Source organism: Devosia equisanguinis (genome assembly GCF_900631955.1).
In the GTDB taxonomy this organism is placed as follows: domain Bacteria; phylum Pseudomonadota; class Alphaproteobacteria; order Rhizobiales; family Devosiaceae; genus Devosia; species Devosia equisanguinis.
The window spans coordinates 1-22,624 of record NZ_UZWD01000033.1 but is presented as its reverse complement, the minus strand read 5'-3'; the positions used below and the strand labels follow the sequence as shown (position 1 = coordinate 22,624).

Genomic DNA, 22,624 nt, shown 5'->3' with positions numbered 1-22,624 from the left:
TACGCCGACCGTCATTCTGCCTGGGAGCGGGTTTGACGGTCGGCGCGGGGGACGGCGGGTGACTTAGGCGGCGTTGCGCGAGCCTTCGTCGAAGAACAGGGCCTGGCTGATCAGAGCCTTGACCATTTCGGGGTTGAACGGCTTGGTCACGAGGAAGGTTGGCTCGGGACGTTCGCCGGTCAGCAGCCGCTCGGGGAAGGCGGTGATGAAGATCACCGGCACCGAGTGAGTGTTGAGAATATCGTTGACTGCATCGATGCCCGAGCTGCCATCGGCGAGCTGGATATCGGCAAGGATCATGCGCGGGCTGGTCTGGTTGAACAGGTTCACCGCTTCCTTATGGGTGCGGGCGATGCTGACCACGGTATGGCCGAGGCTTTCCACCATCTGCTCGATATCCATGGCGATCAGCGGCTCGTCCTCGATGATCATGATTTCGGTCGCCACCTGGCGCGAAATTTCGGTCGAGGCTTCGGAGAGCAGCTGGCCGAATTCGGATTCCGACACGCCGAGCACTTCGGCGGCCTGGGAGTGGCTGAAGCCTTCGACGGCGACAAGCAGGAAGGCCTGACGCGTGCGGGGCGCGAGATTTGAGAGATTGTTGGCGGCGCGCTGCTCCCAGGCGAAACTGGAGGTCGGTTCGGGAACGCGAACGGCAGAGGAGGAAAAGAGAGTGGAGAAAAGTCGATAAAGGGCAATACGGTCGGAAGAGGCTTCCGGGAACAGGGAAATATCGGCGATCAGGGCTTCGAGCGTCGCGGCGACATAAGCGTCTCCCGATGTCTGCGATCCGGTGACTGCCCGAGAAAAACGCCGCAGATAAGGCAGATGCGGAGCGATCCGCATGGACAAAGACATAGACGAAACTCCCAATGACGCTTTGTGATCGTGATTCACGAGACCGTAAAACGGAGAGCTGCGATAAAAGTTCCGAAAGGGTCGGAACTTTTTTTGAGCTCCCGCATTTCTTCATCCAATGGGCATTCAACGGACTGATCGGTCATTGCAGGTATGACAAAAGACAATAGTGCGCTTCAGCAACGTGTGCAGTCGCAGGCGGGGCGGGATGAGGACGGGCTCGGGCCGCATTCCGATATCGGGTCGCGGCTGCGCGCGCTTTACGGCGCCGTTCAGGACGAGGGGGTTCCGGACGACCTGCTCGACCTGCTTGAGCGTCTGGACAGTGCCGAGCAGGCGCAGAAGTCCAAGACGGGCAAACATCAGGACGGAGAGTAAGCCGGTATGAGCGCCGAAACTCCCTCCTTCAAACGCGAAATGCTGGCGACCTTGCCCAGCCTGCGTGCCTTTGCGGTGTCGCTGACCGGCAAGCACGACAAGGCCGATGACCTCGTTCAGGATACGGTCATGAAAGCCTGGGCCAAGCAGTCCAGCTTCGAGATGGGCACCAATATCAAGGCTTGGCTCTTCACCATCCTGCGTAACGAATTCTATAGCCAGATGCGCAAGCGCGGTCGCGAAGTGCAGGATTCCGATGGGGTTTTCACCGAACGCCTGTCGGTGCATCCGTCGCAATACGGCTCCATGGATCTGGAAGATTTCAAGAAGGCGCTGTCGCAGTTGCCCGATGATCAGCGCGAAGCGGTGATCCTGATCGGCGCATCCGGCTTCTCCTACGAAGAAGCCGCCGAAATCTGCGATTGCGCTGTCGGTACCATGAAGAGCCGCGTCAGCCGTGCCCGCTCGCGCCTGGCGGAGATGCTGAAGATCTCGGGCGAATCCGACTATGGCCCCGATGCCGTGTCAGCCCAGGTGACATCGGGCAACCACTCGTTCTGATCCCTGCTGATCGGCCCGGCCATAATGGCTGGGCCGATTGTCTATGGAGTATCGGGTGGCAAGAACATTGCGCTGACCGCGTCAGCCAGGCTTTCTTCCGGAATGGGTTTGGGGAGAATGGGCACGGAATCGAGACCGGCAATGCCGGAATGCGCGCGCAAATCCGTGGTGGTGCCGATGAGCGGCGTCTTGGCGTCGCGCAGGGCGCGCGCAAAGTCGATGGTGTCAGGCCGGTCGAGCGCGATTTCCACGACGGCCAGGTCGAACGCGGTCTCGCCACGCAACAGCGCCTTGGCTTCGCGGATGCCGGGCACGATGGTGGCGTCAGTAAATCCATAGGCTTCGAGAATGGTCTGGATATGCAGGCCGACGAGGTATTCACCCTCGACGATCAATGCACTGCGGCCTTCGGACAAATCGGGATCTCCCATCATGAGCGCCACTAGGTGGGCTCAAGTGGGGGAATTGTCATTTAACTTTGACATGTGGAACGCGCAGGGATGTGCTGCGTTGGTAGCATATCCTCAAGCCCCAGGACCTCGTTTTGAGTCTCGATCTTCCCATAGCGGGCCGGCGTGTTCCCTGTGAACAATGCCCTCTGCGCGCCATGCCGAGTTTTCGTCCTTTCACATCCGAGGAATTGAAGTTTGTTTCATCCTTCAAGTCTGGTGAGCTGGTTGCCGAGACCGGTTCCTCGATCCTGATGGAGGGGGCGCACAGTGCCCATCTCTATACGGTGCTGTCGGGTTGGGCCTTTCGCTACAAGACGCTGGTCGATGGCCGCAGGCAGATCCTGAACTATCTGTTGCCCGGCGATCTGGTTGGGTTGCAGGGCTCGGTGATCGGCGAGATGGACCATTCAGTCGAGGCGCTGTCGCCACTGGTGCTGTGTGTGTTTCAGCGTGACCGGCTCGATGAACTGTTCCGCAATCACCCCGGGCTCGGCTTTGACGTCACCTGGCTTGCAGCGCGCGAGGAGCGGATGCTGGACGAGCATCTGCTCAGCCTTGGACGTCGCAGTGCGCTGGAGCGTGCAGCCTACCTTCTGTCATTTCTGTGCGAACGCGCCGCCAATGTCGGCATGGGCGGCAAGGGCACGACTTCGCTGCCGCTCAGTCAGCAGCATGTCGCCGACACGCTGGGTCTGTCCATTGTCCATACCAACAAGACGCTGCGGCGGCTGGGCAATATGAAGCTTATCCGCTGGCATGATCGCAGCTGCGAAGTGATCGATGTCGCCGGGTTGAGAGAGATTGCGGGCTGGGAAGGTGCCGGCGAGCGGCGGCGGCCGTTGATCTAGCTTGGCCGTATTACTGCCATCGCGCTGCGGCATGGTTGGCCTGCCGGGATGTGCGGAACAGGGAGTTCGGAACGATTCGTGCCTTGGCGGAGAACGGTGCGATCATGGCGCAGCCAATGTGGAGACGTCTGACCGTCCGGCGATTGACCATCTGGTTGTCGCTGGGGCTGGTTTGCGTCACGGCGCTGTTTGCCCTTGCGCTGCTGCGCGGTATTGATCGCCAGATTGCCGACGTCACGCAGACCTATGCGGTGCGCAATTCGGCGCGGGAATTGACCCACGCGCTCAGCCAGGCGGAATCGAGCCAACGCGGCTACCTGCTGACGCAGAATCGACAGTTCCTCGAGCTGTTCGATGAGGCGATGACGACAGTCGCGGACCGGCGCAGCCAATTGCTGGCGCTGACCGCTGACGATCCCCAGCAAGCGGCTCGGCTCGATGGCATTTTGGGCGAACTCAGCGGCAAGCTGGCCGAAATGGAGCGGACCGTCGAGCTCGCCACCAGCCAGCGCGAGGACGAAGCGTTGTCGCTGACCGAAACCGGCATGGGCGCGCGGCTCATGGCCGAGGTCAGCCGTACGCTCGAGGCTTTCATCACCGATGAAGATGCCAAGCTGGTGCAGCGCAATGATGAAATCGACCGCTACCGGCATGGTCTGGTCGTGGCTTTGATGGCAGCGCTGGCCGCTGCGGCGGTGTTGGGCTATGCGCTCTTGACCCGGACCCAGAGGCAGGTGAGCGCGCTGGCGGAGCGTCACTCTGGACTTGTCACGCAGAACGAGGCGCTCGAAGCGCTGGTGGCCGAGCGCACGCGCGATATCGAAGAGGCGCGCGCCCATGCCGAACATGAGCGCCAGCGGGTCGAGGCCCTGCTGCAGGATACCAATCATCGCATCGGCAATTCGCTGGCGACCGTTTCGTCGCTGCTGGCGCTGCAGGTGATGCGCAGCCGCTCCGAAGAAGTTCGGCAGGCGCTGGAGGCAGCGCGCTTGCGCGTGCATGCCGTAGCCTCGGCGCATCGGCGCCTGCGTCTGTCCGATGATCTCGAAACGGCCTGTGCCAGCGATTTTCTGCAGCCGGTGCTCGATGACATAGCCGCCACTCAGACCGATGACGGCCGCATTACGCTCAGCGGCGATATTGCGCCAGTGCTGATGAGTTCGCGCGATGCGACCACACTGGGCATTCTGGTCAGCGAGCTGGTCACCAATAGCCTCAAGCATGCCTTCCCCGATGGACGGCGCGGCGCAATTCGCGTGCGCCTGTTCGCCGGGGCGGATGACGTGGCGATGCTGGCTGTGTCCGATGATGGTGTCGGCATGCCAGACGGTCCGCCGGACGAAGGTGGGCTCGGTTCGGTGGTCATCAAGCAACTGGCCGGCCAGTTCGGTGGCGCACCCGATTATCAGCCGGTCGCAGGCGGCGGGCTTTGTGTGGTTATCGCGATGCCCGGCCTGGGGCAGGCGCGGACCGTGGCTGCTGCGATGGAGTGAACCGGTGCGCGTCAAGGCTGTGTTGAACCGCGGCGGCGGCACTTTGCGCACCATGGATCTCGATGCCTTCACGGCGCGAGCGCGGGACATCTTTGCCGATGCCGGGCATGAGCTTGACTGCGTTGTGGTCGATGGTGACGGCGTCGCCGATGCGCTGCGCCGGGCCGCGACATCGGACGGCACTGACGCGCTGCTGGCGGGGGGAGGCGATGGCACGATATCGTCGGCGGCGGCGACAGCCTTCGAAACCGGCGTGCCGCTGGGCATATTGCCGGCTGGGACCATGAACCTTTTCGCACGGGCGCTGCGCATGCCGCTCGATCTCGATGCTGCCCTGCATGCCATTGCCCATGGCCAGGTCCACCATATCGACATCGCCACTGCCAATGGCCGGCCATTCGTGCATCAGTTCGGCGTCGGCATCCATGCGCGGCTGGTGCGTATTCGCAGCCATATGGTCTATGGCAGCCGCTGGGGCAAGATGCTGGCCAGCCTGCGTGCCATCGGTGCAGCCGCAGTCGATCCGCCGCGGTTCGAGGTCGAGGTCTATGGGGGCGGTGCCACATCGCGGCGGACGGTTTCCGGGATCGCGGTGTCCAACAATCCACTCGATAACGCCCCTGTACCGGTAGCCAAAAGTCTCGACAGCGGACTTTTGGGCGTCTACCTCGCCTCAAGCGTCACGACCCATGAATTGTTCAATCTCGGCATCGACGTCTTGACCGGACGCTGGCGCGACAATGCCATGGTGAGCGAGGTGGAGACGCCGCAATTGACGCTGCATTTCCCCAAGCGTCGCCGGGGCCATCACGCTGTTATCGATGGCGAACTGATTGCTCTCGACCCCAGCGTTCACCTCAAAATCCATCATGAAGCGCTCAAGGTGATCTTGCCTTCGGCGGAGACAGAAAATAACGGAAAATAATGTGGAACGCTTTTGGGGTGGCCGCGTTGGGGTGGATTAAGGCTATGCCATTACTGTCCGACAGCAGGATGCCCGGGACGTGTTGTGAGTGAGACCAAATTGACGCTGCCAGAGGATGTCGGCAGGGCCCTTCACGACGCAGATCGGCTGGCAGTGCTCCACGAGCTGCATGTCTTGGACACGCCTCCAGACATTGATTTCGATCGGATCTCGCGGCTCGCCGCGGCCATGTTCGGCGCGCCGTTCGCGCAGGTGTCGCTGGTCGATGCAGACAGGCAGTGGTATCGCGCCTGCTTCGGTGTGGAAGGCCTGACCCAGACCAGCGCCGACATCTCATTTTGCGCCCATACTATCGCTGTGCCGGATCGTTCACCCCTGACCATCACCGACATGTTCGGCGATGAGCGATTCCGCGACAATCCCTTCGTCACCGGCTGGCCGGGTGTGCGTTTCTATTGCGGCGTGCCGATCATGGTGCGGGGCCAGCCCATCGGCACGGTCTGCGTGCTCGATGATAAGGTGCGGGACAGTGTTGATCCGAGCTTGATCCAGCATCTTCAGGACCTGGCCGAGACCACATCCAGCATGCTGGTGCTCAAGGACGAGGCTCGGGTGCGCGCGCGCACCGCCGCGGCGCTGATGCGCGAGGAGTGGCGCCATGCCCTGACGCTCGAGGCCGGCAAGGTCGGCAGCTGGGTCTGGGACATTCCTGCGGGCGAGATCACCTGCAATGACACGTTCCGCCGCGTGCTGGGGCTTGCTGATGGCGGCGCGGTGCGGGTGGAGGATGTTGCGGCGGCCGTTGCCCCCGCGGAGCGCAAGGCGCTGACCTCCAAGATCATCAACTCGCTCAAGACCGGCGTCGATTTCGAGGCCGAAGTGCGGGCGCTGGCCAGCGGCACCTGGCTGTCGATGCGTGGTCGGGTCTATCAGCGCGATGGCGCGGGACGGGCCATGGTGATGATGGGCGTCTGCATCGACATTTCCGACAGCAAGCAGAATGCCGAGCACACCAAGTTGCTGCTGCGCGAACTCAATCACCGGGTCAAGAATACGCTGGCGATGATCCAGTCGGTGGCGCGCCAGACGCTGCGGCAAAATCCTGACCCCCAACAATTCCTTGAAGCCTTCAGCGGCCGGTTGCGGACCATCTCAGATGCCCATCTGCTCCTGGCCGATCGCGATTGGTCGGGCGTGCAATTACATGAAGTGGTAGCAGCAGAGCTTGGCCGGGATTTCGCGGTGGAAACGCCGCGTCTCAGTGCCGGCGGGAAAGACGTGGCGCTGCCGCCAGATCATGCGCTGGGCCTGGGGCTCATCCTGCACGAACTCACCACCAATGCACATCGTTTTGGCGCCTGGTCCGGCGACGAGGGCAGGGTGGACCTTGCCTGGGAGATCGAAGACAGCCCGATTCGCGGCCTGCGCATGCATTGGGTGGAGAGCGGCGGCCCCGTGGTTTCGGAGCCGAAAGAGCTGGGGCTGGGCGTCAAGCTGGTCAAGCGTGGCCTGGCCAAGGTTCTGGACAGCAATGTCGAGCTGGTTTTTGGCGCCGACGGCGTGAGCGCTGAAATCTGGTTACCCCTGCCGCCGGCCTGAGCCAGCGACAGGAAAAAGATTTCGATCAGGAATCGCCGTCCTTGTTGCGCAACAGCAGAAAGGCGGCAATAGCGGCCGCCGGTACACCGAGACGCAGAATGCCGGGGGCCCGAAGCACGGCCGGCAGGGCGGTCAGTGCCGCGCTGGTCAGCAGCGCGCCGGTTTCACTGGATTTGCGGCGTTCAGCAGCCACGCGACGCCGGCGACCTTCGCCGATCTGCGCGCCGAGATAAACGGCAAGACCGAGAACGAAGAAGCTACCCGCAAAGATCAGCGCGGCGATGATGGGGCCGACTGACTGCGCCAGCAGCATATAGCCTGCCGCGATCAGGAAGGCGACGCCCACCAGAAGCAGCAAAGCGATGGCGCTGCAGATCAGCACCATCGACTTTGCACGATCGGCGACCGCTTCGACCTCGATGCCAAGCAGGCTGGCGAGCGGCAATAGAAAATTCATTTTCAGTGCCGGGTCAGGAGCGCCAGAACGAAGCCAATGCCCAACGCGCTGGCTACGGCGGTCAGCGGCTTTTCGCGGATGGTATCCTTGAGCTGCTTTTCGATTTCGCCGGCCTGATCCTGCGCATCATCGATCATGGTCTGGCCACGGCGCTTGAGTGCAGCGATCTCGGTCTTGGCGATATCCTTGACTTCGCCGGCCTTCTCGTTGGTGAGCTTGCCGAGGGTTTCGGTGATCGATTTGAGATCGGCCTGCAGCTGCGAGATCTGGTCTTCCAGTTCCTGCTCGCGGGTCTTGGAAGAATTGCGCGAGCCGCTGCTGGACTTGCGGCGCGTGGGGGCCATATCAGTCGTGGTTGCCATTTGACGCTCCTATTGTGCTTGTGTGGATTGAACGCCGCAAGGCGCTGTCAGTTCCATCCGCCCCGCAGGGGAGGGGGCGCTAGACGCGCCCCATCAGAACCAGGATCAGCACGATCACCAGGACCACGCCGAGAATGCCGGACGGGAAATAGCCGAAGCCGCGCGAGTAACCCCAATTGGGCAATGCGCCGATCAGCAGCAGGATCAAGATAATGATGAGAATGGTGCCAAGTGTCATGAAACCCTCCAACAGAAACAATGGCGCGCCCTATCCGCGTCGAGCGACCCGGCTGTAGTGAACGGATAGGGACAGCTTTTTCGCGCGTGATGCGCGGTGCGAGGCGAATGCCTCGACTTACAGCAGAGCCAGCAGCAGGCCGGTGGCAGCGCTCAGGATGAGCAGTGCCGGCAGCAGTGCCAGGGCCACGCCACCAAAATGAGTATTGCCGTCATAACCCTCGATCGGCAGAGCGCTGATCGTGGACTGGGCGCGGCGATAGACATTGTGCTGGGATGTGGTGTTCATTCTCTGCCTCCATGGCCCGGGGCACCGGACCTTTGTGCGTGGCGATCAACGCCGCGTGCGACAATAACGGCAGCAGAGAAATTTGGTTCCCGAAGGCTATTCCACGCGTATCACGTCGACAGATTGCTTGGTCTCGTGCGAGCCATTGGTGCGCAGGACGCCGACGATGGGGGAGATATCGGCATAGTCGCGGCCATGGCCGATGGTGATGTGGTCGGGACCAGCGATCATCTTGTTGGTGGGGTCGAACTCCACCCAGCCCAGATGCTGGCCGCACCAGGCGCGCACCCAGGCATGCATGGCGTCGGCGCCTTCAAGTCGTGGCTTGCCTTCCGGGGGAATGGTGCGCAGGAAGCCCGACACATAGCCTGCCGGAATGCCAAGGCCGCGCAGGCCGGCGATCATCACATGGGCGAAGTCCTGACAGACGCCTTTGCGCAGAGCGAAGGCCTCGGCAGGGCGGGTTTCCACATCCGTCGCCTTGGGATCGTAGGTAAAGTCGCGATTGATAGCCATGCAGAGCGCATTGGCCTTGGCCAGAACCGTGTGAGCCGTCGCCGTGACCTCGGCAGCATAGTCGGTAATGGCCGGGACGATCTGCACGCGGGGCGAGGCAGCAAGGAAATGCTGCGGGCTGCCGGGCTCCACCGACCAGTAGCGGCCGATTTCGAGCGGCAGCGCGTCAAGCGCGGGCGACAGGTCATCCAGCGGCGAGACATCGTCGACCTGCACCCGGGCGGTCAGACGCACTTCGAGCTTGTCATGGGGCTCGACATAGATGAGCGAAGTGACGGTATTGCCGAAGAAATCGAGAAAGCTCTCCTGCCGATGCGGCCTGGGGGTGAAGGAGAGCGAGGCGGCCACCACGCGCTGGGCGCCGGGCACGCTGGCCGGGGTGACGCGAATATGGTGGCGTCCGCCATGCACGGGCGCGGCATAGTCATATTCGAGGGTCAGGCGCACATCGTAGAGCATGGGGGTCACGTAAAGTAGGCCGAGGCGACAAGGCCCGAAAGCTGGCCGAGATGATCTGCGAGCAGGTCGAGCCGTTCGGGGGTCAGTTCATGCGGCTCGGCAATAACCAGATCGGTATGGATGCGCAGTGCCGTCTTGGCCGCAGGGGACAATTGGCCATCGTCGATGCCGCCGGGCAGTGTCTCGATCTGGGTGCGCAATTCGGTCAATTGGAACAAAACCGAGCGCGGATTGAGCGGATCGAGGATCAACAGATCGATGGCGCTCTGCGTGCCGGCGCTCACCGAATAGCGGCGGCGGTGCGACATGACGCTGTCGCCGATTTCGAGCAGCATTTCCAGCGAGCCATCGGGCGCATCCTTGTCGGTGAGCCAACCGGTGATGCGCGCGATCTGGATGGCGCGTTCGAGGCGGCGACCGAGTTCGAGGAAACGCCAGCCGGCGAAGCGATACATGTTCTCGTGCACCAGGCCAGAAAAGCCAGCCAGCTTGCGCAGCAATACCGTCATGGCGCGGGTGGAGTCGTCGCCCGTGGTGATGCGGGTGCCAAAGCGTTGGGCGGTCTTTTGCAGATCGTTGAGCGCCAGCCAGCCATCGGGCGAGAAGCGGTCGCGGATCTGGCCGGCACTGTGCACGGCGCTGCTGATCGCGTTCAACAGGCCCTTGGGCATGGCTTCGGACGCGTCGATATCCATGCTTTCGAGGAACTCCGCGCAGTGCGAAAGAATGGGGAGTTCCGGTCGCGACAGTTCGGCCAGACGCGCATTGTAAGCGCGCAGGATGCGGATGCTGGCTTCGCAGCGTTCGGCATAGCGGCCCAGCCAGATGAGATTGTCGGCGGCGCGGCTCGGCAGGCTACCGGGCGAATTGCGCACCAGCTTTTCGCCGTCGCGCGGCAGGAGCGACACCTGTTCCACCGGGCTCGAGGACATGACCCAGACGTCGGCGGCCTGCCCGCCGCGCTGCATGGCGATGGCGGAGGTGTCGCGGGTGGAGCCGACGCGGGCAAAGCCGCCGGGCATGATGGTCCAGCCGTCCTCGGTGCGCGCCGCATAGACGCGCAGGGTGATGGGGCGTGGTTCGAGTTTGCCGTCGATATAGACCGGTGCGGTGGACAGCTGCACCGGCTCCTGTCCGACATAGTCGCCGCCATGGCGGGCGATGCGCGCCTTGAGCTGGGCCTTCTGCTCCTCGGTCATGCTGCGGCCGAGCGCGGTGCCGCGCAGATCGTCGAACGGCAGGTCGGTCGAAAAGGCAGGGCCGATCATCAGGTTGTCGAAATTGTCGAGCACGAATTCGCGCTCGGCGCTTTGTCCGCACCACCAGGTGGCGATTTCGGGCAGTTCGAGCCCGGTGCCGAGCAGATGCTTGCTCAGGCGCGGCAGGAAGGCGGCGAAGGCGCGGGATTCAAGGATGCCGGTGCCCAGAGCGTTGATCATCGAGATCGAGCCGCTGCGCAGCGCCTCGACCATGCCGGGCGTGCCGATATGGCTGTCATAGCGCAGTTCCAGCGGATCGACGAAGCTGGCATCCATGCGCCGCCAGAGCACGCTGACCGGCTTGAGGCCGGCAACGGTGCGCACCATGACCTGGCCATTGTCCACTACCAGATCCTCGCCTTCGAGCAGCATGAGGCCGAGATAGCGGGCGATATAGGCGTGTTCGAAATAGGTCTCGTTGAGCTGGCCGGGGGTCAGGATGCCGACACGACCGCCATCGCGGCGTCCCTGGGCGAAGAGCGTATCCTTGAAGCCGCGGAAGAAACCGGCCAGCCGCTTGATGTTCATGCCGGCATAGATGTCGGACAGTGCGCGGGTGGTGGCAACACGGTTTTCCAGCGCGAAGCCGGCACCGGAAGGGGCCTGGGTGCGGTCGCCCAGCACCCACCAGGCGCCATCGGGGCCGCGGCCCAGTTCGAAGGCGCAAAAATGCAGGAAATGGCCGCTGGTGGGTCGCACCCCCACGAGCGGGCGCAGGAATTCCCCGCTCTGGGCGATCAGTTCGGGAGGCAGCAGGCCCTCCTGCACCAGCCGGTTGTCGCCATAGATGTCGGCAACGATGCGCTCGAGCAGTTCGGCCCGCTGTACGAGGCCATTGGAAATGCGGATCCAGTCGGCTTCGGCGATAAGCAGGGGAATATGGGCCAGCGGCCAGGCGCGTTCCTTGCCCTCAGCACCGTCATATTTGCGATAGAACACCCCGGCATCGCGCAGATACTGGTCGGCGCGTTCGAAGCGGCCGGCAAGCTCTGTCGGCCCCAGCGCGTCAAAGGCCGACATGAGCTTGTCCCAGCCCGGGCGGATGGCGCCGGAGGGGTCGATCATCTCATCCGGCACGCCGGGCAGCAGTTTATAGTCCGCAACAATACCAGGCCCAGCCGGGGGCTTGCCGCGACGTTCTTGATTCCGCGTGATCATTTGCTAGGTGAACCGTGGCGGACGACGCAGGTCAAGGGTCAGCGGGTATTCCTCCGCAGGCATTTCTGCACGCAACCCATAGGGTCCGGGCGTGTAGTTGTGCGGCACGAAGCGGGCTAGGCGCCGGGCCTCGGCCTCGTTGCCATTGACCGGGAAGGTTTCGTAATTGCGGCCGCCGGGATGGGCGACGTGATAGGTGCAGCCGCCGATGGCCCGGCCGGTCCAGGTGTCGTAGATGTCGAACACCAATGGCGCATGGACCGGCATGGCCGGATGCATGCCCGAGGCCGGCTGCCAGGCCTTGAAGCGGACCCCGCCGGCAAAAATTCCGTTGGTACCGGAAGGCTTTAGCGGCACCGGGCGCTGGTTGCAGGTGACGGTGTAGCGGCTGGGATTGTCGGTTTCGAGCGTGACCTCGAGGCGCTCCACCGAGCTGTCGACGAAGCGGACAGTGCCGCCGATGGCGCCCTGCTCGCCCATGACATGCCAGGGCTCAAGGGCTTGATGAAGTTCGAGTTTTACCCCGTCTACCTCCACTTCGCCACAGAAGGGGAAGCGGAATTCTTGCTGGGCGGCGAACCATGCAGGGTCGAAATCGAATCCGTGCTGGCGCAGATCGGCGAGCACGCCGAGGAAGTCGCGCCAGATATATGACCCTAACATGAACCGATCATGAAGGGTTGTACCCCAGCGCACGAAGCTGCCGTCGAGCGGGGCGGCCCAATAGCGAGCGATCAGGGCGCGAACCAGCAATTGCTGGGCCAGCGACATGCGGGCATTGGGCGGCATTTCGAAGCCGCGGAATTCGACCAGACCCAGTCGACCGGTGGGGCCGTCTGGCGAATAGAGCTTGTCGATGCAGATTTCGGAACGGTGGGTGTTGCCGGTGACATCGACCAGCAGGTTGCGGAACAGCCGATCCACCAGCCAGGGCAAAGGCGGCGTGCCTTCGCCGGGCGCCGGAACCTGGGCCATGGCGATTTCGAGCTCGTAGAGGCTGTCGTGCCGGGCCTCGTCGAAGCGGGGGGCCTGGCTGGTGGGTCCGATGAAGAGGCCGGAGAACAGATAGCTCATCGAGGGGTGGCGCTGCCAATGCAGCACCAGGGATTTCAGCAGGTCCGGCCGGCGCAGGAAGGGGCTGTCATTGGGGGTGGCGCCCCCGACCACGACATGGTTGCCGCCGCCGGTGCCGACATGTTTGCCGTCGATCATGAACTTGTCGGCGCCCAGGCGGCAGAGGCGGGCCTCTTCATAGACTGCCGTGGTGGTGGCGACGCATTCGTCCCAATTGGCCGATGGATGGATATTGACCTCGATGACGCCCGGATCTGGCGCCACGCGAATGACATTGAGGCGCGGATCCTGTGGCGGCGCGTAGCCTTCGAGGTGAACGGGCTGGCCGATCTCCTTGGCCGCCGCTTCGGTGGCGGCGATCAGTTCAAGGAAATCTTCCAGCCGCTCGACGGGAGGCAGGAAGACGCAGAGGCGATGGTCGCGCAGTTCGGCTGTGACCGCCGTGCGCACTTGCCCCTCGATCTCGCTGAGCACCTGTTCGGTGATGTCCTGCTGCTCGGTGGCCGCAGTGAATCCTGCGGCGGTCTGGGCGCGTGGATCGATCTCCAGACCGGTCTGTTTGCGCGCCAGCAGTTCCTCGGTATCGGGCAGGGGGGCGCGCGGCGCGCCAGGATCGAGCGGCACGACATGAGGGTAGTCGGTGGGTTTGAGATGCTTTAGCGAACTCAGCGGCAGGCGGTAGCCGGCGGGGCTGTCGCCGGGCGCGAGGAACAGTTTGCCGCGCCGTGTCTTCCACTTCTCGGTGAGCCAGGGGCTGGAGGCGATGGCGTTCCAGCGTTGTACGGGCAGCACATAGCCGGTGGGTGAGGTCAGGCCACGCTCGAACACCTTGGCGATGCGGGAGCGCGCTTCGGGGTCGGCAAGCTCGGAATTGGCCGGATCGACATTGGCAGGCAGGTTGGCTTCCTTGAGCAGCCACTCGCCGGGGTCTTCATAGGCCTCGGCTATGGTGTCGCCGGTGAGGCCGAGATTGCGGGCGAAGGCATCGAGAAAGCGCTTTGCGTCCTCGTGGGTGGCACTGGTCTCAACGCCTTCGCGGGCGATGAGGCTTTCGTCCTTCCACACCGGCTTGCCGTCGAGGCGCCAGTAGAGCGAGAAGGTCCAGCGCGGCAGGGTTTCCCCAGGATACCACTTGCCCTGGCCATGATGCAGCATGCCATTGGGCGCGAAGCGCTGGCGCAGGCGGCGGATCAGGTCGTCGGCCAGGCCACGCTTGGTGGGGCCGACCGCGCCGGCATTCCATTCATCGGCCTCGAAATCGTCGATGGAGACGAAGGTCGGCTCACCACCCATGGTGAGGCGCACATCGTTTTCGGCGAGCACGGCATCCACCTTGTGGCCCAGTGCATCGAGCCGCTGCCAGCTTTCATCGGAGAAGGGCTTGGTGATGCGCGGATGCTCGGCGACGCGCGTCACCTTCATGTCGAAAGCGAAATCCACTTCGGCAAAGGAAGCGAAGCCCGATATCGGGGCGGCATTGCGATAATGCGGGGTGGCGGCCAGCGGCACATGGCTTTCGCCCGTCAGCAGGCCCGAGGTCGGGTCGAGACCGATCCAACCGGCGCCGGGCAGGTAGACTTCGCACCAGGCGTGCAGGTCGGTGAAATCGTGGTCGGTGCCGGCGGGGCCGTCGAGCGAAACGAGATCGGGCTTGAGCTGGATGAGATAGCCGGAGACGAAGCGTGCGGCAAAGCCGAGATGGCGGAGCAGATTGACCAGCAGCCAGCTGGAGTCGCGACAGGAGCCGCGAGCATTGCCGAGCGTTTCTTCGGGCGTCCACACGCCAGGCTCGAGGCGGACGATATAGTTTACCAGCGTCTGGATGCGCGCATTGAGGCCGGTGACAAAGGTGACGGTGTTTTGCGGCGAATGGTCGATATCGGCGATCAGCCGCTGCATCAGCGGACCGGCCGGCTCCGGCTTCATATAGATGGAGAGATCGTCGCGCAGCTCTTCGGGATAGGTGAAGGGCCAGGTTTCGGCGATCTCCTCGACGAAGAAGTCGAAGGGATTATAGACCGTCATGTCGGCGACCAGATCGACTTCGATCTTGAGCTCGGTCACCGGCTCGGGAAAGACGAAACGGGTCAGGAAATTGCCATAGGGATCCTGCTGCGTGTTGACGAAATGCAGGTTCGGCGAGACCCGAAGCGAATGACTCAGGACCTTGGTCTTAGAATGCGGCGCCGGCTGCAGCCTTATGATCTGGGGCTGCAGATAGACCGGTCGGTCATATTTGTAATGTGTCAGATGATAGACGGCGGCTTTGATCGACATGCGTACCAGTCGCTCGCTTCAGGCCACGAAAATGACTTCCCGACAAAGAGCTTAGCGGGGTTTTGCGGCCACCGCTAGGCGCTTGGTGGGGCCAGGTGATGCGTCTTGGGGGCATCACGCCCCAGGAAGACACCAAAAGTGTTTGTCCAACGCTCGCTGGTTTTTGGTGCGATAGATGCACCAGCACCATGCCGCACTCGGTTCGAGCCCGGGGCCGGAACGGTGCTTGCTGCAAACAGGGTCAGAACCCCGCACCTCACTCTTCCAATGCGGGCACTGATGGCGAGCGGTTGCCGGTGCTGGTCGGCAGGATGGCCAGCTTGGTGACGGCGATGCGGATGTCGCGCTGGGTGTCCTTGAGATGGACGCGCATGGCTTCGGCGGCGGCGCGGCCATTGCCCTCGCGGATGCAGTCGAGAATGCGCTGATGCGCATCGATGGTGTCCTGCAGGGTGTGGCCTCGGCTGGCATGGCCGCGGCGGCTGATGAAGAGGCCTTCTCGCAAAGGCGTGGCCATGGCCTCGAATAGATAGCCGAGCACGCGGTTGCCGCTGGCCAGGGCGACGGCCTCGTGGAAACCGACATCGCAGGTATGGAAAACCGTCTCGGCGTCGGGGGCGTCTGACAAGGCGGCTTCGCGCATGCCCTGCAGGGCGCTCTCGATGGCGGCAATACCGGCGCGGCTGGCATGCTTGGCGGCCAGCGTCGCCGATTGCACTTCGAGTGCCAGACGCACTTCGACCAGATCGAACAGGCCCTTGGAATCGTAACGGATCACCGAGGTAAGGAAGTCGGCGAAAGCGGCGCCGTCTGGCTCGCGCACCACCGCCTTGCGGCCGCGCGCCAGTTGCAGCAGGCCACGCCCGGCCAGCAGCTTGACCGCTTCACGCACGGTAAGGCGACTGACGGCGTAATGCTCGGCCAGCTCCGCCTCGCTTGGCAGGCTGGAGCCTGGCGTCAACTGCGTCAGGATGTGTTGCGCTAGGTCGTCGGCGACCGTATGGGCCGCGCTCTGTTCGGCGCGACCGTCCTCAGACAAGGCTGTCAAAGCGTCCCCATGGTATCTGATACCTTTGTGATTGCCTCATGCTCCGTTCCGAGCCCATCTGGCAACCCCCTCCCGGGATTGGGGCACACTAGCCGCTCGTTCCAAGCGCCGCAATCATTGGTCAATATTAATATTCGAGTATCGAAAAAAACACTGAATCCACCCCCTGGAGACCTTTACACCCTTATCTGATTATCCTAGCGTCCCAGCCATGGGCCGGGGAGGGTCCGTAGCGGCATTGCCGTTCCAAGCAGGAGGATTTCGATACAGTTGCACGTTGCGGCCCCGCATGCGGTGCCGCTGCAATTGCTGTGGCGCTGGCCGGGCGGGCATGCTGCCGGGTCGGGTTGTCTGCGGTCGATGTCAGCTGTGTTTGTCTGATCTGTTCCCCATCCCAAAAGACCGACAACAACAATCTCGAATATCAAAGGGAGTCGAGACGTGAAGGTTCTCAAAACAGTAGCGACGCTGTTCGCCACCGGTGCCCTGTTGGCCACCGCTGCCACCGGCGCTTTCGCACAGGACAAGGGCCTGATCGGCATTGCCATGCCGACCTCGTCGTCGCTGCGCTGGATCTCGGACGGCAATGAGCTGAAGTCCGCGCTGGAAGGCATGGGCTACACTGTCGACCTGCAATATGCAGAAGACGAAATCCCGAACCAGCTGGCTCAGGTCGAGAACATGGTCACCAAGGGCGCCAAGGCCCTCGTGATCGGTTCGATCGACGGCACCACGCTCAGCGCCGTGCTGCAGCAGGCCGCTGACCAGGGCGTCAAGGTCATTGCCTATGACCGCCTGATCCGCGACAGCGGCAATGTCGACTACTACACCACCTTCGACAACTTCCAGGTCGGCGTGCTCCAGGCCAATAGCCTGGTGAAGGGCCTCAACGAGCGCTTCGCCGACCAGAAGCCGTGGAATGTCGAGCTGTTCGGCGGTTCGCCGGACGATAACAACGCCTTCTTCTTCTATGATGGCGCCATGGCTGTACTGCAGCCGATGATCGACAGCGGTGACATCGTCATCAAGTCGGGCCAGATGGGCATGGAACAGGTTGGTACCCTGCGTTGGGACGGTGCTGTCGCACAGGCTCGCATGGACAACATCCTGTCCGCCAACTACTCGGACGGCACCCGCGTTCATGGCGTGCTGGCTCCCTATGATGGCCTGTCGCGCGGCATCATCTCGTCGCTCCGCGGCGTGGGCTATGGCTCGGGCGACCTTGCCTGGCCGATCATCACTGGCCAGGACGCTGAAGTCCCGTCGGTGAAGGCCATCATTGCCGGCGAACAGTACTCCACCGTGTTCAAGGACACGCGCGAGCTGGCTCAGTACACTGCTCAGCTGCTTGACACGGTCCTGTCCGGCAACGAGCCGAGCGGCCTCGACACCACCACCTATGACAATGGCGTCAAGGTTGTGCCCTCGATCCTGCTGACCCCGTACGAAGTCGACGCCACCAATTACAAGGAACGCGTGATCGACTCCGGTTACATCAAGGCAGAAGAACTTCAGTAATCATCTGCAATTGTTCTGAAATATCGGGCTCCGCGTAAGCGCGGAGCTCAATCGCAATTGGGAACTGCCTTCGATTTCTAGGTAAATCGAAAATTCGACGTACGTACTTCAATTGCTGTTTACTTGCAGCAATTCGGAGTTCTATATCGAGGCGCGGCCTTTGGAGTGGCAATGCCTCTATCTGGCGCGCAAATTCATTTTTGGGAGTTGAGAATGAACGTGTTGAAGACGATCGCCGCTGCCGCCATGGCCGGTGTGATCGCAGTCGGTTCGATGGGTGTCGCCGCTGCGCAGGACAAGGGTATCGTGGGCGTTTCCATGCCCGAGCAGACCACGCTCCGCTGGAATTCGGACGGCGCGGAGCTCAAGGCGGCGCTTGAGGCCAAGGGTTATACCGTCGACCTGCAATATGCCGGTGACGACATTCCGAACCAGCTGTCGCAGATCGAGAACATGGTCACCAAGGGCTCCAAGGCTCTGGTCATCGCCGCGCTTGACGGCACCACGCTCAGCGCCGTGCTCGATCAGGCCGCCGCTGCCGGCATCAAGGTGTTCGCCTATGACCGCCTGATCCTGGGCACGCCCAATGTCGACTACTACACCACGTTCGACAATTTCCAGGTCGGCGTGCTGCAGGCCAATTCCATCCTCAAGGGTCTCGGCTATCCCGAGAACAAGGGTCCGTTCAATATCGAGCTGTTCGGCGGCTCGCCCGACGATAACAACGCCTTCTTCTTCTATGACGGCGCCATGAGCGTGTTGAAGCCGCTGATCGACGAGGGTGTCCTCGTGCTCAAGTCCGGCCAGCAGGGCATGGACCAGGTCGGCACGCTGCGTTGGGACGGTGCGACCGCCCAGGCCCGCATGGATAACCTGCTCTCCGCTTACTATTCGGATGGCTCGCGTGTCGATGCGATCCTGGCCCCGAACGATGGCGTTGCCCGCGGCATCATCTCCTCGCTGACCGGCATCGGTTATGGCTCGGCTGATCTCAAGTACCCGATCATCTCGGGCCAGGATGCCGAAGTGCCCTCGATCAAGGCGATCATCGCCGGCGAGCAGTATTCGACCGTCTACAAGGACACTCGCGAGCTGGCGCGCGTCACTGCCGATCTCGTCGATGCCGTGCTGAGCGGCAATGCACCGGCCGATCTCGACAACAGCACCTATAATAACGGCAACAAGGTTGTGCCGTCCAAGCTGCTGACCCCCTACGAGGTCGATGCGAAGAACTACAAGGAACTGGTCGTCGACTCCGGCTATATCTCGGAAGCTGACCTGCAGTAATCCCGCTAACATTCAAGCAAGGGCTTCGCAGTCATGCGGAGCCCATCGGTCATTCGGCTGGTCACTGGCCCCCAATGGCGGACAGCGTCCATCAAGGCGAGCAAAGCATGAGCAAAACCATTCTGGAGATGCGCAGCATCACCAAGACCTTTCCCGGCGTGAAGGCGCTGCAGGACGTCAATCTCGATGTGCGAGAAGGCGAAATCCACGCCATCTGTGGGGAAAACGGCGCCGGCAAATCCACCTTGATGAAGGTGTTGAGCGGCGTCTATCCCCATGGCTCCTATGACGGACAGATCATCTATCAGGGTGAGGAGCAGCAATTCCGCTCCATCCGTGACAGCGAGCACAAGGGCATCGTCATCATTCATCAGGAACTGGCGCTGGTGCCGCTCCTGTCGATCGCCGAAAACATTTTCCTGGGCAATGAACAAGCCAAGGGTGGCGTGATCGACTGGGACGAAACCCGCGACGGCGCGCGCAAGCTGTTGTCCATGGTGGGGTTGACCGAAGATCCCGACACGCTGGTGACCAATATCGGGGTGGGCAAGCAACAGCTGGTCGAGATCGCCAAGGCGCTCTCCAAGCAGGTGCAATTGCTCATCCTGGACGAGCCGACCGCCTCGCTTTCGGAAAAGGACAGCCAGGCGCTGCTCGACCTGCTGCTCGAGTTCAAGAAGCAGGGCATTACCTCGATCATCATCAGCCACAAGCTCAATGAAATCTCGCGCATTGCCGACCGCGTGACGGTGATCCGCGACGGCAAGACCATCGAGACGATGGACACCGAGAACATTTCGGAAGACCGCATCATCACCTCGATGGTGGGGCGCTCGCTGGATGACCGCTACCCGTCCCGCACGCCCCAAGTGGGCGATGTGGTGATGGAGGTGAAGAACTGGAACGTCTTCCATCCCCTGCATCGCGAGCGACAGGTGATCCGCGACGTCAATATCACCCTGCGCCGTGGCGAAGTGGTGGGGATTGCCGGGCTGATGGGGTCGGGCCGCACCGAATTTGCCATGAGCCTGTTCGGCAAGTCCTATGGCCAGAAGATTTCGGGCGAGGTGCTGCTCAACGGCAAGAAGGTCGATACCTCGACCGTGGACCGGGCGATCCGCAACGGCATCGCCTATGCCACCGAGGATCGCAAGACCTATGGCCTCAACCTCATCGACCATATCAAGCACAATACCACCATCGCCAATCTGCTTGGGGTGTCGCGCTGGGGCGTGATCGACGATCTCGCCGAGATGGACGTCGCCAACGATTATCGCAAGAAGACCAATATCCGTTCGTCCAGCATCTATCAGGTCACCGGCAATCTTTCCGGCGGCAATCAGCAGAAGGTGGTGCTGTCGAAATGGCTGTTCGCCAATCCGGACGTGCTGATCCTGGACGAGCCGACCCGCGGCATCGACGTGGGCGCCAAATATGAAATCTACACCATCATCAACCAGCTGGCGGCCCAGGGCAAGGCGATCCTGGTCATCTCCTCGGAAATGCCGGAACTGCTGGGGATCACCGACCGCATCTATGTAATGAACGAAGGCCGTATCGTGGGCGAAATGCCGACCAGCGAAGCGAGCCAGGAAAAGATCATGCGCTCCATCGTGCGCGCTGAAGGAAAGGCATCATGACCACCGAAACTGTACCGACCGGTTCCCCGGCCGCTCAGGCCAAGAGCCAAGAACTGACGCTGATCGGCGCGCTGCGTGCCAATATGCGCGATTACGGGCTGCTGCTCGCGCTGATCCTGATCATGATCTTCTTCCAGTCGTTCACCAATGGCGTGCTGTTCAAGCCGGTGAACCTGACCAATATCATCCTGCAGAACTCCTACATCATCGTGATGGCGCTGGGCATGTTGCTGGTGATCGTCGCCGGCCATATCGACCTGTCGGTTGGTTCTGTCTCCGGCTTTATCGGCGCGCTGGCGGCCATGCTGATGATCGGCTGGAAATTCCCGCCGGAGCTGGCCTTCCTCGCCAATCCGATCGTTGCAGGCGCCATCTGTCTGGTGGCCGGCGCGGCCATCGGTGCGGCACAGGGCTATATCATCGCCTATCACAAGGTGCCGGCCTTCATCGTGACGCTTGCCGGCATGCTGATCTTCAAGGGTCTGTCGCTGGCCATTCTGGGCGGCAAGTCCGTCGGCCCGTTCCCGGCCGAGTTCCAGCTGTTGTCCGCCGGCTTCATTCCCGATTTCGTGGGGCCGACGGCTACGCCATTCATTGCCGAAAACGGCCAGCCGGTGGTGCTGCACACCACAACCATGATCATCGCCATCCTGGCGATCGTGGCGATGGTGTTCTTCTCCATCCGCAGTCGCGCCCGTCGCAAGGCCCGCGGCTATACCGTGGAGCCGTTCAGCCTTTTCGTCATCAAGAACCTGGTGATCGCGGCCCTGGTGCTGTTCTTCGCCTATATGCTGGCCTCCTATCGCGGCCTGCCCAACGTGCTGGTGGTGATGGCCGTGCTGATCGCCGGCTTCGTGTTCCTGACCAAGAAGCTGACCTTTGGTCGCCGCATCTATGCGTTGGGCGGCAATCTCAAGGCGGCGGCGCTGTCGGGCGTCAAGACCGAGCGGACCACCTTCTACATCTTCGCCATCATGGGGGCGCTGGCAGCGCTGGCCGGCATGATCTATGCGGCCCGCCTCAATTCGGCGACGCCCAAGGCCGGGCAGGGGCTCGAGCTCGACGTGATCGCGGCCGTGTTCATTGGCGGTGCTTCGGCGCTGGGTGGCGTGGGCCAGGTGGCCGGCGCTGTGATCGGTGCCTTCATCATGGGCGTGATGAACAACGGCATGTCGATCATGGGCGTCAATATCGACTGGCAGCAGATGATCAAGGGCGTGGTGCTGCTCGCTGCGGTGTTCTTCGACCTCTATAACAAGAACCGTTCGGCCTGACCGGATCGGGTGCGACATGAAAAGGGCCGCCGGATGCAATCCGGCGGCCCTTTTCTTTTGGCTGTTTCGCAGGTTGAATCGCTGATTTGCCCCGTGAAGGCCAGAACGCCAGGGCGAATTGGTGAGTGCGGGGAAAGGGTTGCCTCAAAAACCGCAAAAAATCGACTTCGGCCGCAAAGCCCTTAAATCTCTGGTGTCTCAGTCGAGTTTCCCACAGTTGCACCCTGCCGGACGAAGCGAATTTGTCGTTTTTGTCATGATGGGGGTTTACAGGTTCGGGGGTGGGCCCTATAACCCGCTCATCGCTGAAGAGCGCGGCGCCAGACGGCGGCGGGCACGGAGGCAAGCCACTGAAATTGAAGAGAAATTTTCGGTTTCGGGTTTTCAGTTTCCGGGTTGTTCGAACTGGTTTCGAGCGAAACGAAAAATGAAAATAGGGTGTTGACAGACTTAAGTGTCTCGACTACAACCCGCCACGCTGACGACGCCGAGCACGAGCTGCTCCCACAGTTCAGCGATCTCTGACAGGGCAGATGATCTGCCGGGCAACCGGTGCTAAGATCATGTTTCCCTGAAGGAATTCGGAAGCACAGGCTTCCCATGACGTTTCAGCCGGCGACGGCGTTAGGTCAGCTCTTTGACATTGTGAAGATAG

The 22,624-nt window shown here is 62.1% G+C and carries 20 protein-coding genes; 10 read left to right on the top strand and 10 right to left on the bottom strand.

What is annotated here, in order from left to right; translation table 11 throughout:
* Positions 1-63: 63 nt before the first annotated feature.
* Positions 64-858, bottom strand: coding sequence for a response regulator (locus DEVEQU_RS12980; RefSeq protein WP_126151021.1), 795 nt, complete (start codon positions 856-858; stop codon positions 64-66).
* A gap of 153 nt (positions 859-1,011) precedes the next feature.
* On the opposite strand from DEVEQU_RS12980, the gene DEVEQU_RS12975 reads away from it, so the two are divergent.
* Together DEVEQU_RS12975 and DEVEQU_RS12970 are read left to right on the top strand one after the other, a co-directional pair.
* Positions 1,012-1,236, top strand: a complete 225-nt coding sequence (locus DEVEQU_RS12975; protein WP_126151020.1) for a NepR family anti-sigma factor — start codon at positions 1,012-1,014, stop codon at positions 1,234-1,236.
* Positions 1,237-1,242: 6 nt separating this feature from the next.
* Positions 1,243-1,797 (top strand): RNA polymerase sigma factor, encoded by a 555-nt coding sequence (locus DEVEQU_RS12970; RefSeq protein ID WP_126151019.1) that lies wholly within the window; start codon positions 1,243-1,245, stop codon positions 1,795-1,797.
* A 41-nt stretch (positions 1,798-1,838) separates the two neighbouring features.
* Here the strand turns inward: DEVEQU_RS12970 and DEVEQU_RS12965 are convergent, their stop codons facing one another.
* On the bottom strand, positions 1,839-2,213 hold the full coding sequence (locus DEVEQU_RS12965; RefSeq protein ID WP_164550391.1) for a response regulator: 375 nt from the start codon (positions 2,211-2,213) through the stop codon (positions 1,839-1,841).
* Between the two features lie 191 nt (positions 2,214-2,404).
* Between DEVEQU_RS12965 and DEVEQU_RS12960 the strand changes: the two genes are divergently transcribed.
* From DEVEQU_RS12960 to DEVEQU_RS12945, 4 genes are all read left to right on the top strand, one after another.
* The gene (locus DEVEQU_RS12960) at positions 2,405-3,097 is read left to right on the top strand and encodes a Crp/Fnr family transcriptional regulator (protein WP_126151017.1); all 693 of its coding nucleotides are present in this window, start codon (positions 2,405-2,407) and stop codon (positions 3,095-3,097) included.
* Positions 3,098-3,213: 116 nt separating this feature from the next.
* On the top strand, positions 3,214-4,590 hold the full coding sequence (locus tag DEVEQU_RS12955; RefSeq protein WP_164550390.1) for a sensor histidine kinase: 1,377 nt from the start codon (positions 3,214-3,216) through the stop codon (positions 4,588-4,590).
* A 4-nt stretch (positions 4,591-4,594) separates the two neighbouring features.
* Positions 4,595-5,515 carry a diacylglycerol/lipid kinase family protein gene (locus DEVEQU_RS12950; RefSeq protein WP_206437847.1) on the top strand — a complete coding sequence of 307 codons (921 nt, stop codon included), beginning with the start codon at positions 4,595-4,597 and terminating at the stop codon, positions 5,513-5,515.
* A gap of 84 nt (positions 5,516-5,599) precedes the next feature.
* Positions 5,600-7,114: an HWE histidine kinase domain-containing protein gene (locus DEVEQU_RS12945; RefSeq protein WP_126151015.1), complete on the top strand. Its 1,515-nt coding sequence runs from the start codon at positions 5,600-5,602 to the stop codon at positions 7,112-7,114.
* A gap of 25 nt (positions 7,115-7,139) precedes the next feature.
* Here the strand turns inward: DEVEQU_RS12945 and DEVEQU_RS12940 are convergent, their stop codons facing one another.
* From DEVEQU_RS12940 to DEVEQU_RS12910, 8 genes are all read right to left on the bottom strand, one after another.
* Positions 7,140-7,571, bottom strand: coding sequence for a hypothetical protein (locus DEVEQU_RS12940; protein WP_126151014.1), 432 nt, complete (start codon positions 7,569-7,571; stop codon positions 7,140-7,142).
* Positions 7,572-7,573: 2 nt separating this feature from the next.
* Positions 7,574-7,933 (bottom strand): DUF883 family protein, encoded by a 360-nt coding sequence (locus DEVEQU_RS12935; RefSeq protein WP_126151013.1) that lies wholly within the window; start codon positions 7,931-7,933, stop codon positions 7,574-7,576.
* Between the two features lie 79 nt (positions 7,934-8,012).
* Complete coding sequence (locus tag DEVEQU_RS12930; RefSeq protein WP_126151012.1) at positions 8,013-8,171, bottom strand: DUF3309 family protein; 159 nt, start codon at positions 8,169-8,171, stop codon at positions 8,013-8,015.
* Positions 8,172-8,288: 117 nt separating this feature from the next.
* A complete protein-coding gene (locus DEVEQU_RS19920; RefSeq protein ID WP_164550389.1) occupies positions 8,289-8,459 on the bottom strand; it encodes a hypothetical protein in 171 nt (56 codons plus the stop codon).
* A gap of 96 nt (positions 8,460-8,555) precedes the next feature.
* Positions 8,556-9,434, bottom strand: a complete 879-nt coding sequence (locus DEVEQU_RS12925) for a transglutaminase family protein (protein ID WP_126151011.1) — start codon at positions 9,432-9,434, stop codon at positions 8,556-8,558.
* Positions 9,435-9,439: 5 nt separating this feature from the next.
* Entirely contained in the window at positions 9,440-11,851 is a 2,412-nt protein-coding gene (locus DEVEQU_RS12920; RefSeq protein ID WP_126151010.1) for a circularly permuted type 2 ATP-grasp protein, read from the bottom strand.
* Positions 11,852-11,854: 3 nt separating this feature from the next.
* Positions 11,855-15,202 carry a transglutaminase family protein gene (locus tag DEVEQU_RS12915; RefSeq protein ID WP_126151009.1) on the bottom strand — a complete coding sequence of 1,116 codons (3,348 nt, stop codon included), beginning with the start codon at positions 15,200-15,202 and terminating at the stop codon, positions 11,855-11,857.
* A gap of 256 nt (positions 15,203-15,458) precedes the next feature.
* The gene (locus DEVEQU_RS12910) at positions 15,459-16,250 is read right to left on the bottom strand and encodes a FadR/GntR family transcriptional regulator (protein WP_126151008.1); all 792 of its coding nucleotides are present in this window, start codon (positions 16,248-16,250) and stop codon (positions 15,459-15,461) included.
* Between the two features lie 441 nt (positions 16,251-16,691).
* Between DEVEQU_RS12910 and chvE (DEVEQU_RS12905) the strand changes: the two genes are divergently transcribed.
* From chvE (DEVEQU_RS12905) to mmsB, 4 genes are all read left to right on the top strand, one after another.
* Positions 16,692-17,768 (top strand): multiple monosaccharide ABC transporter substrate-binding protein, encoded by a 1,077-nt coding sequence (chvE, locus tag DEVEQU_RS12905; RefSeq protein WP_126151007.1) that lies wholly within the window; start codon positions 16,692-16,694, stop codon positions 17,766-17,768.
* Between the two features lie 213 nt (positions 17,769-17,981).
* On the top strand, positions 17,982-19,055 hold the full coding sequence (chvE, locus tag DEVEQU_RS12900; RefSeq protein ID WP_126151006.1) for a multiple monosaccharide ABC transporter substrate-binding protein: 1,074 nt from the start codon (positions 17,982-17,984) through the stop codon (positions 19,053-19,055).
* A gap of 107 nt (positions 19,056-19,162) precedes the next feature.
* A complete protein-coding gene (gene mmsA, locus DEVEQU_RS12895) occupies positions 19,163-20,695 on the top strand; it encodes a multiple monosaccharide ABC transporter ATP-binding protein (protein WP_126151005.1) in 1,533 nt (510 codons plus the stop codon).
* Positions 20,692-21,969, top strand: coding sequence for a multiple monosaccharide ABC transporter permease (gene mmsB, locus DEVEQU_RS12890; protein WP_126151004.1), 1,278 nt, complete (start codon positions 20,692-20,694; stop codon positions 21,967-21,969). Before mmsA ends, mmsB begins: the two co-directional genes overlap by 4 nt.
* Positions 21,970-22,624: the final 655 nt, after the last annotated feature.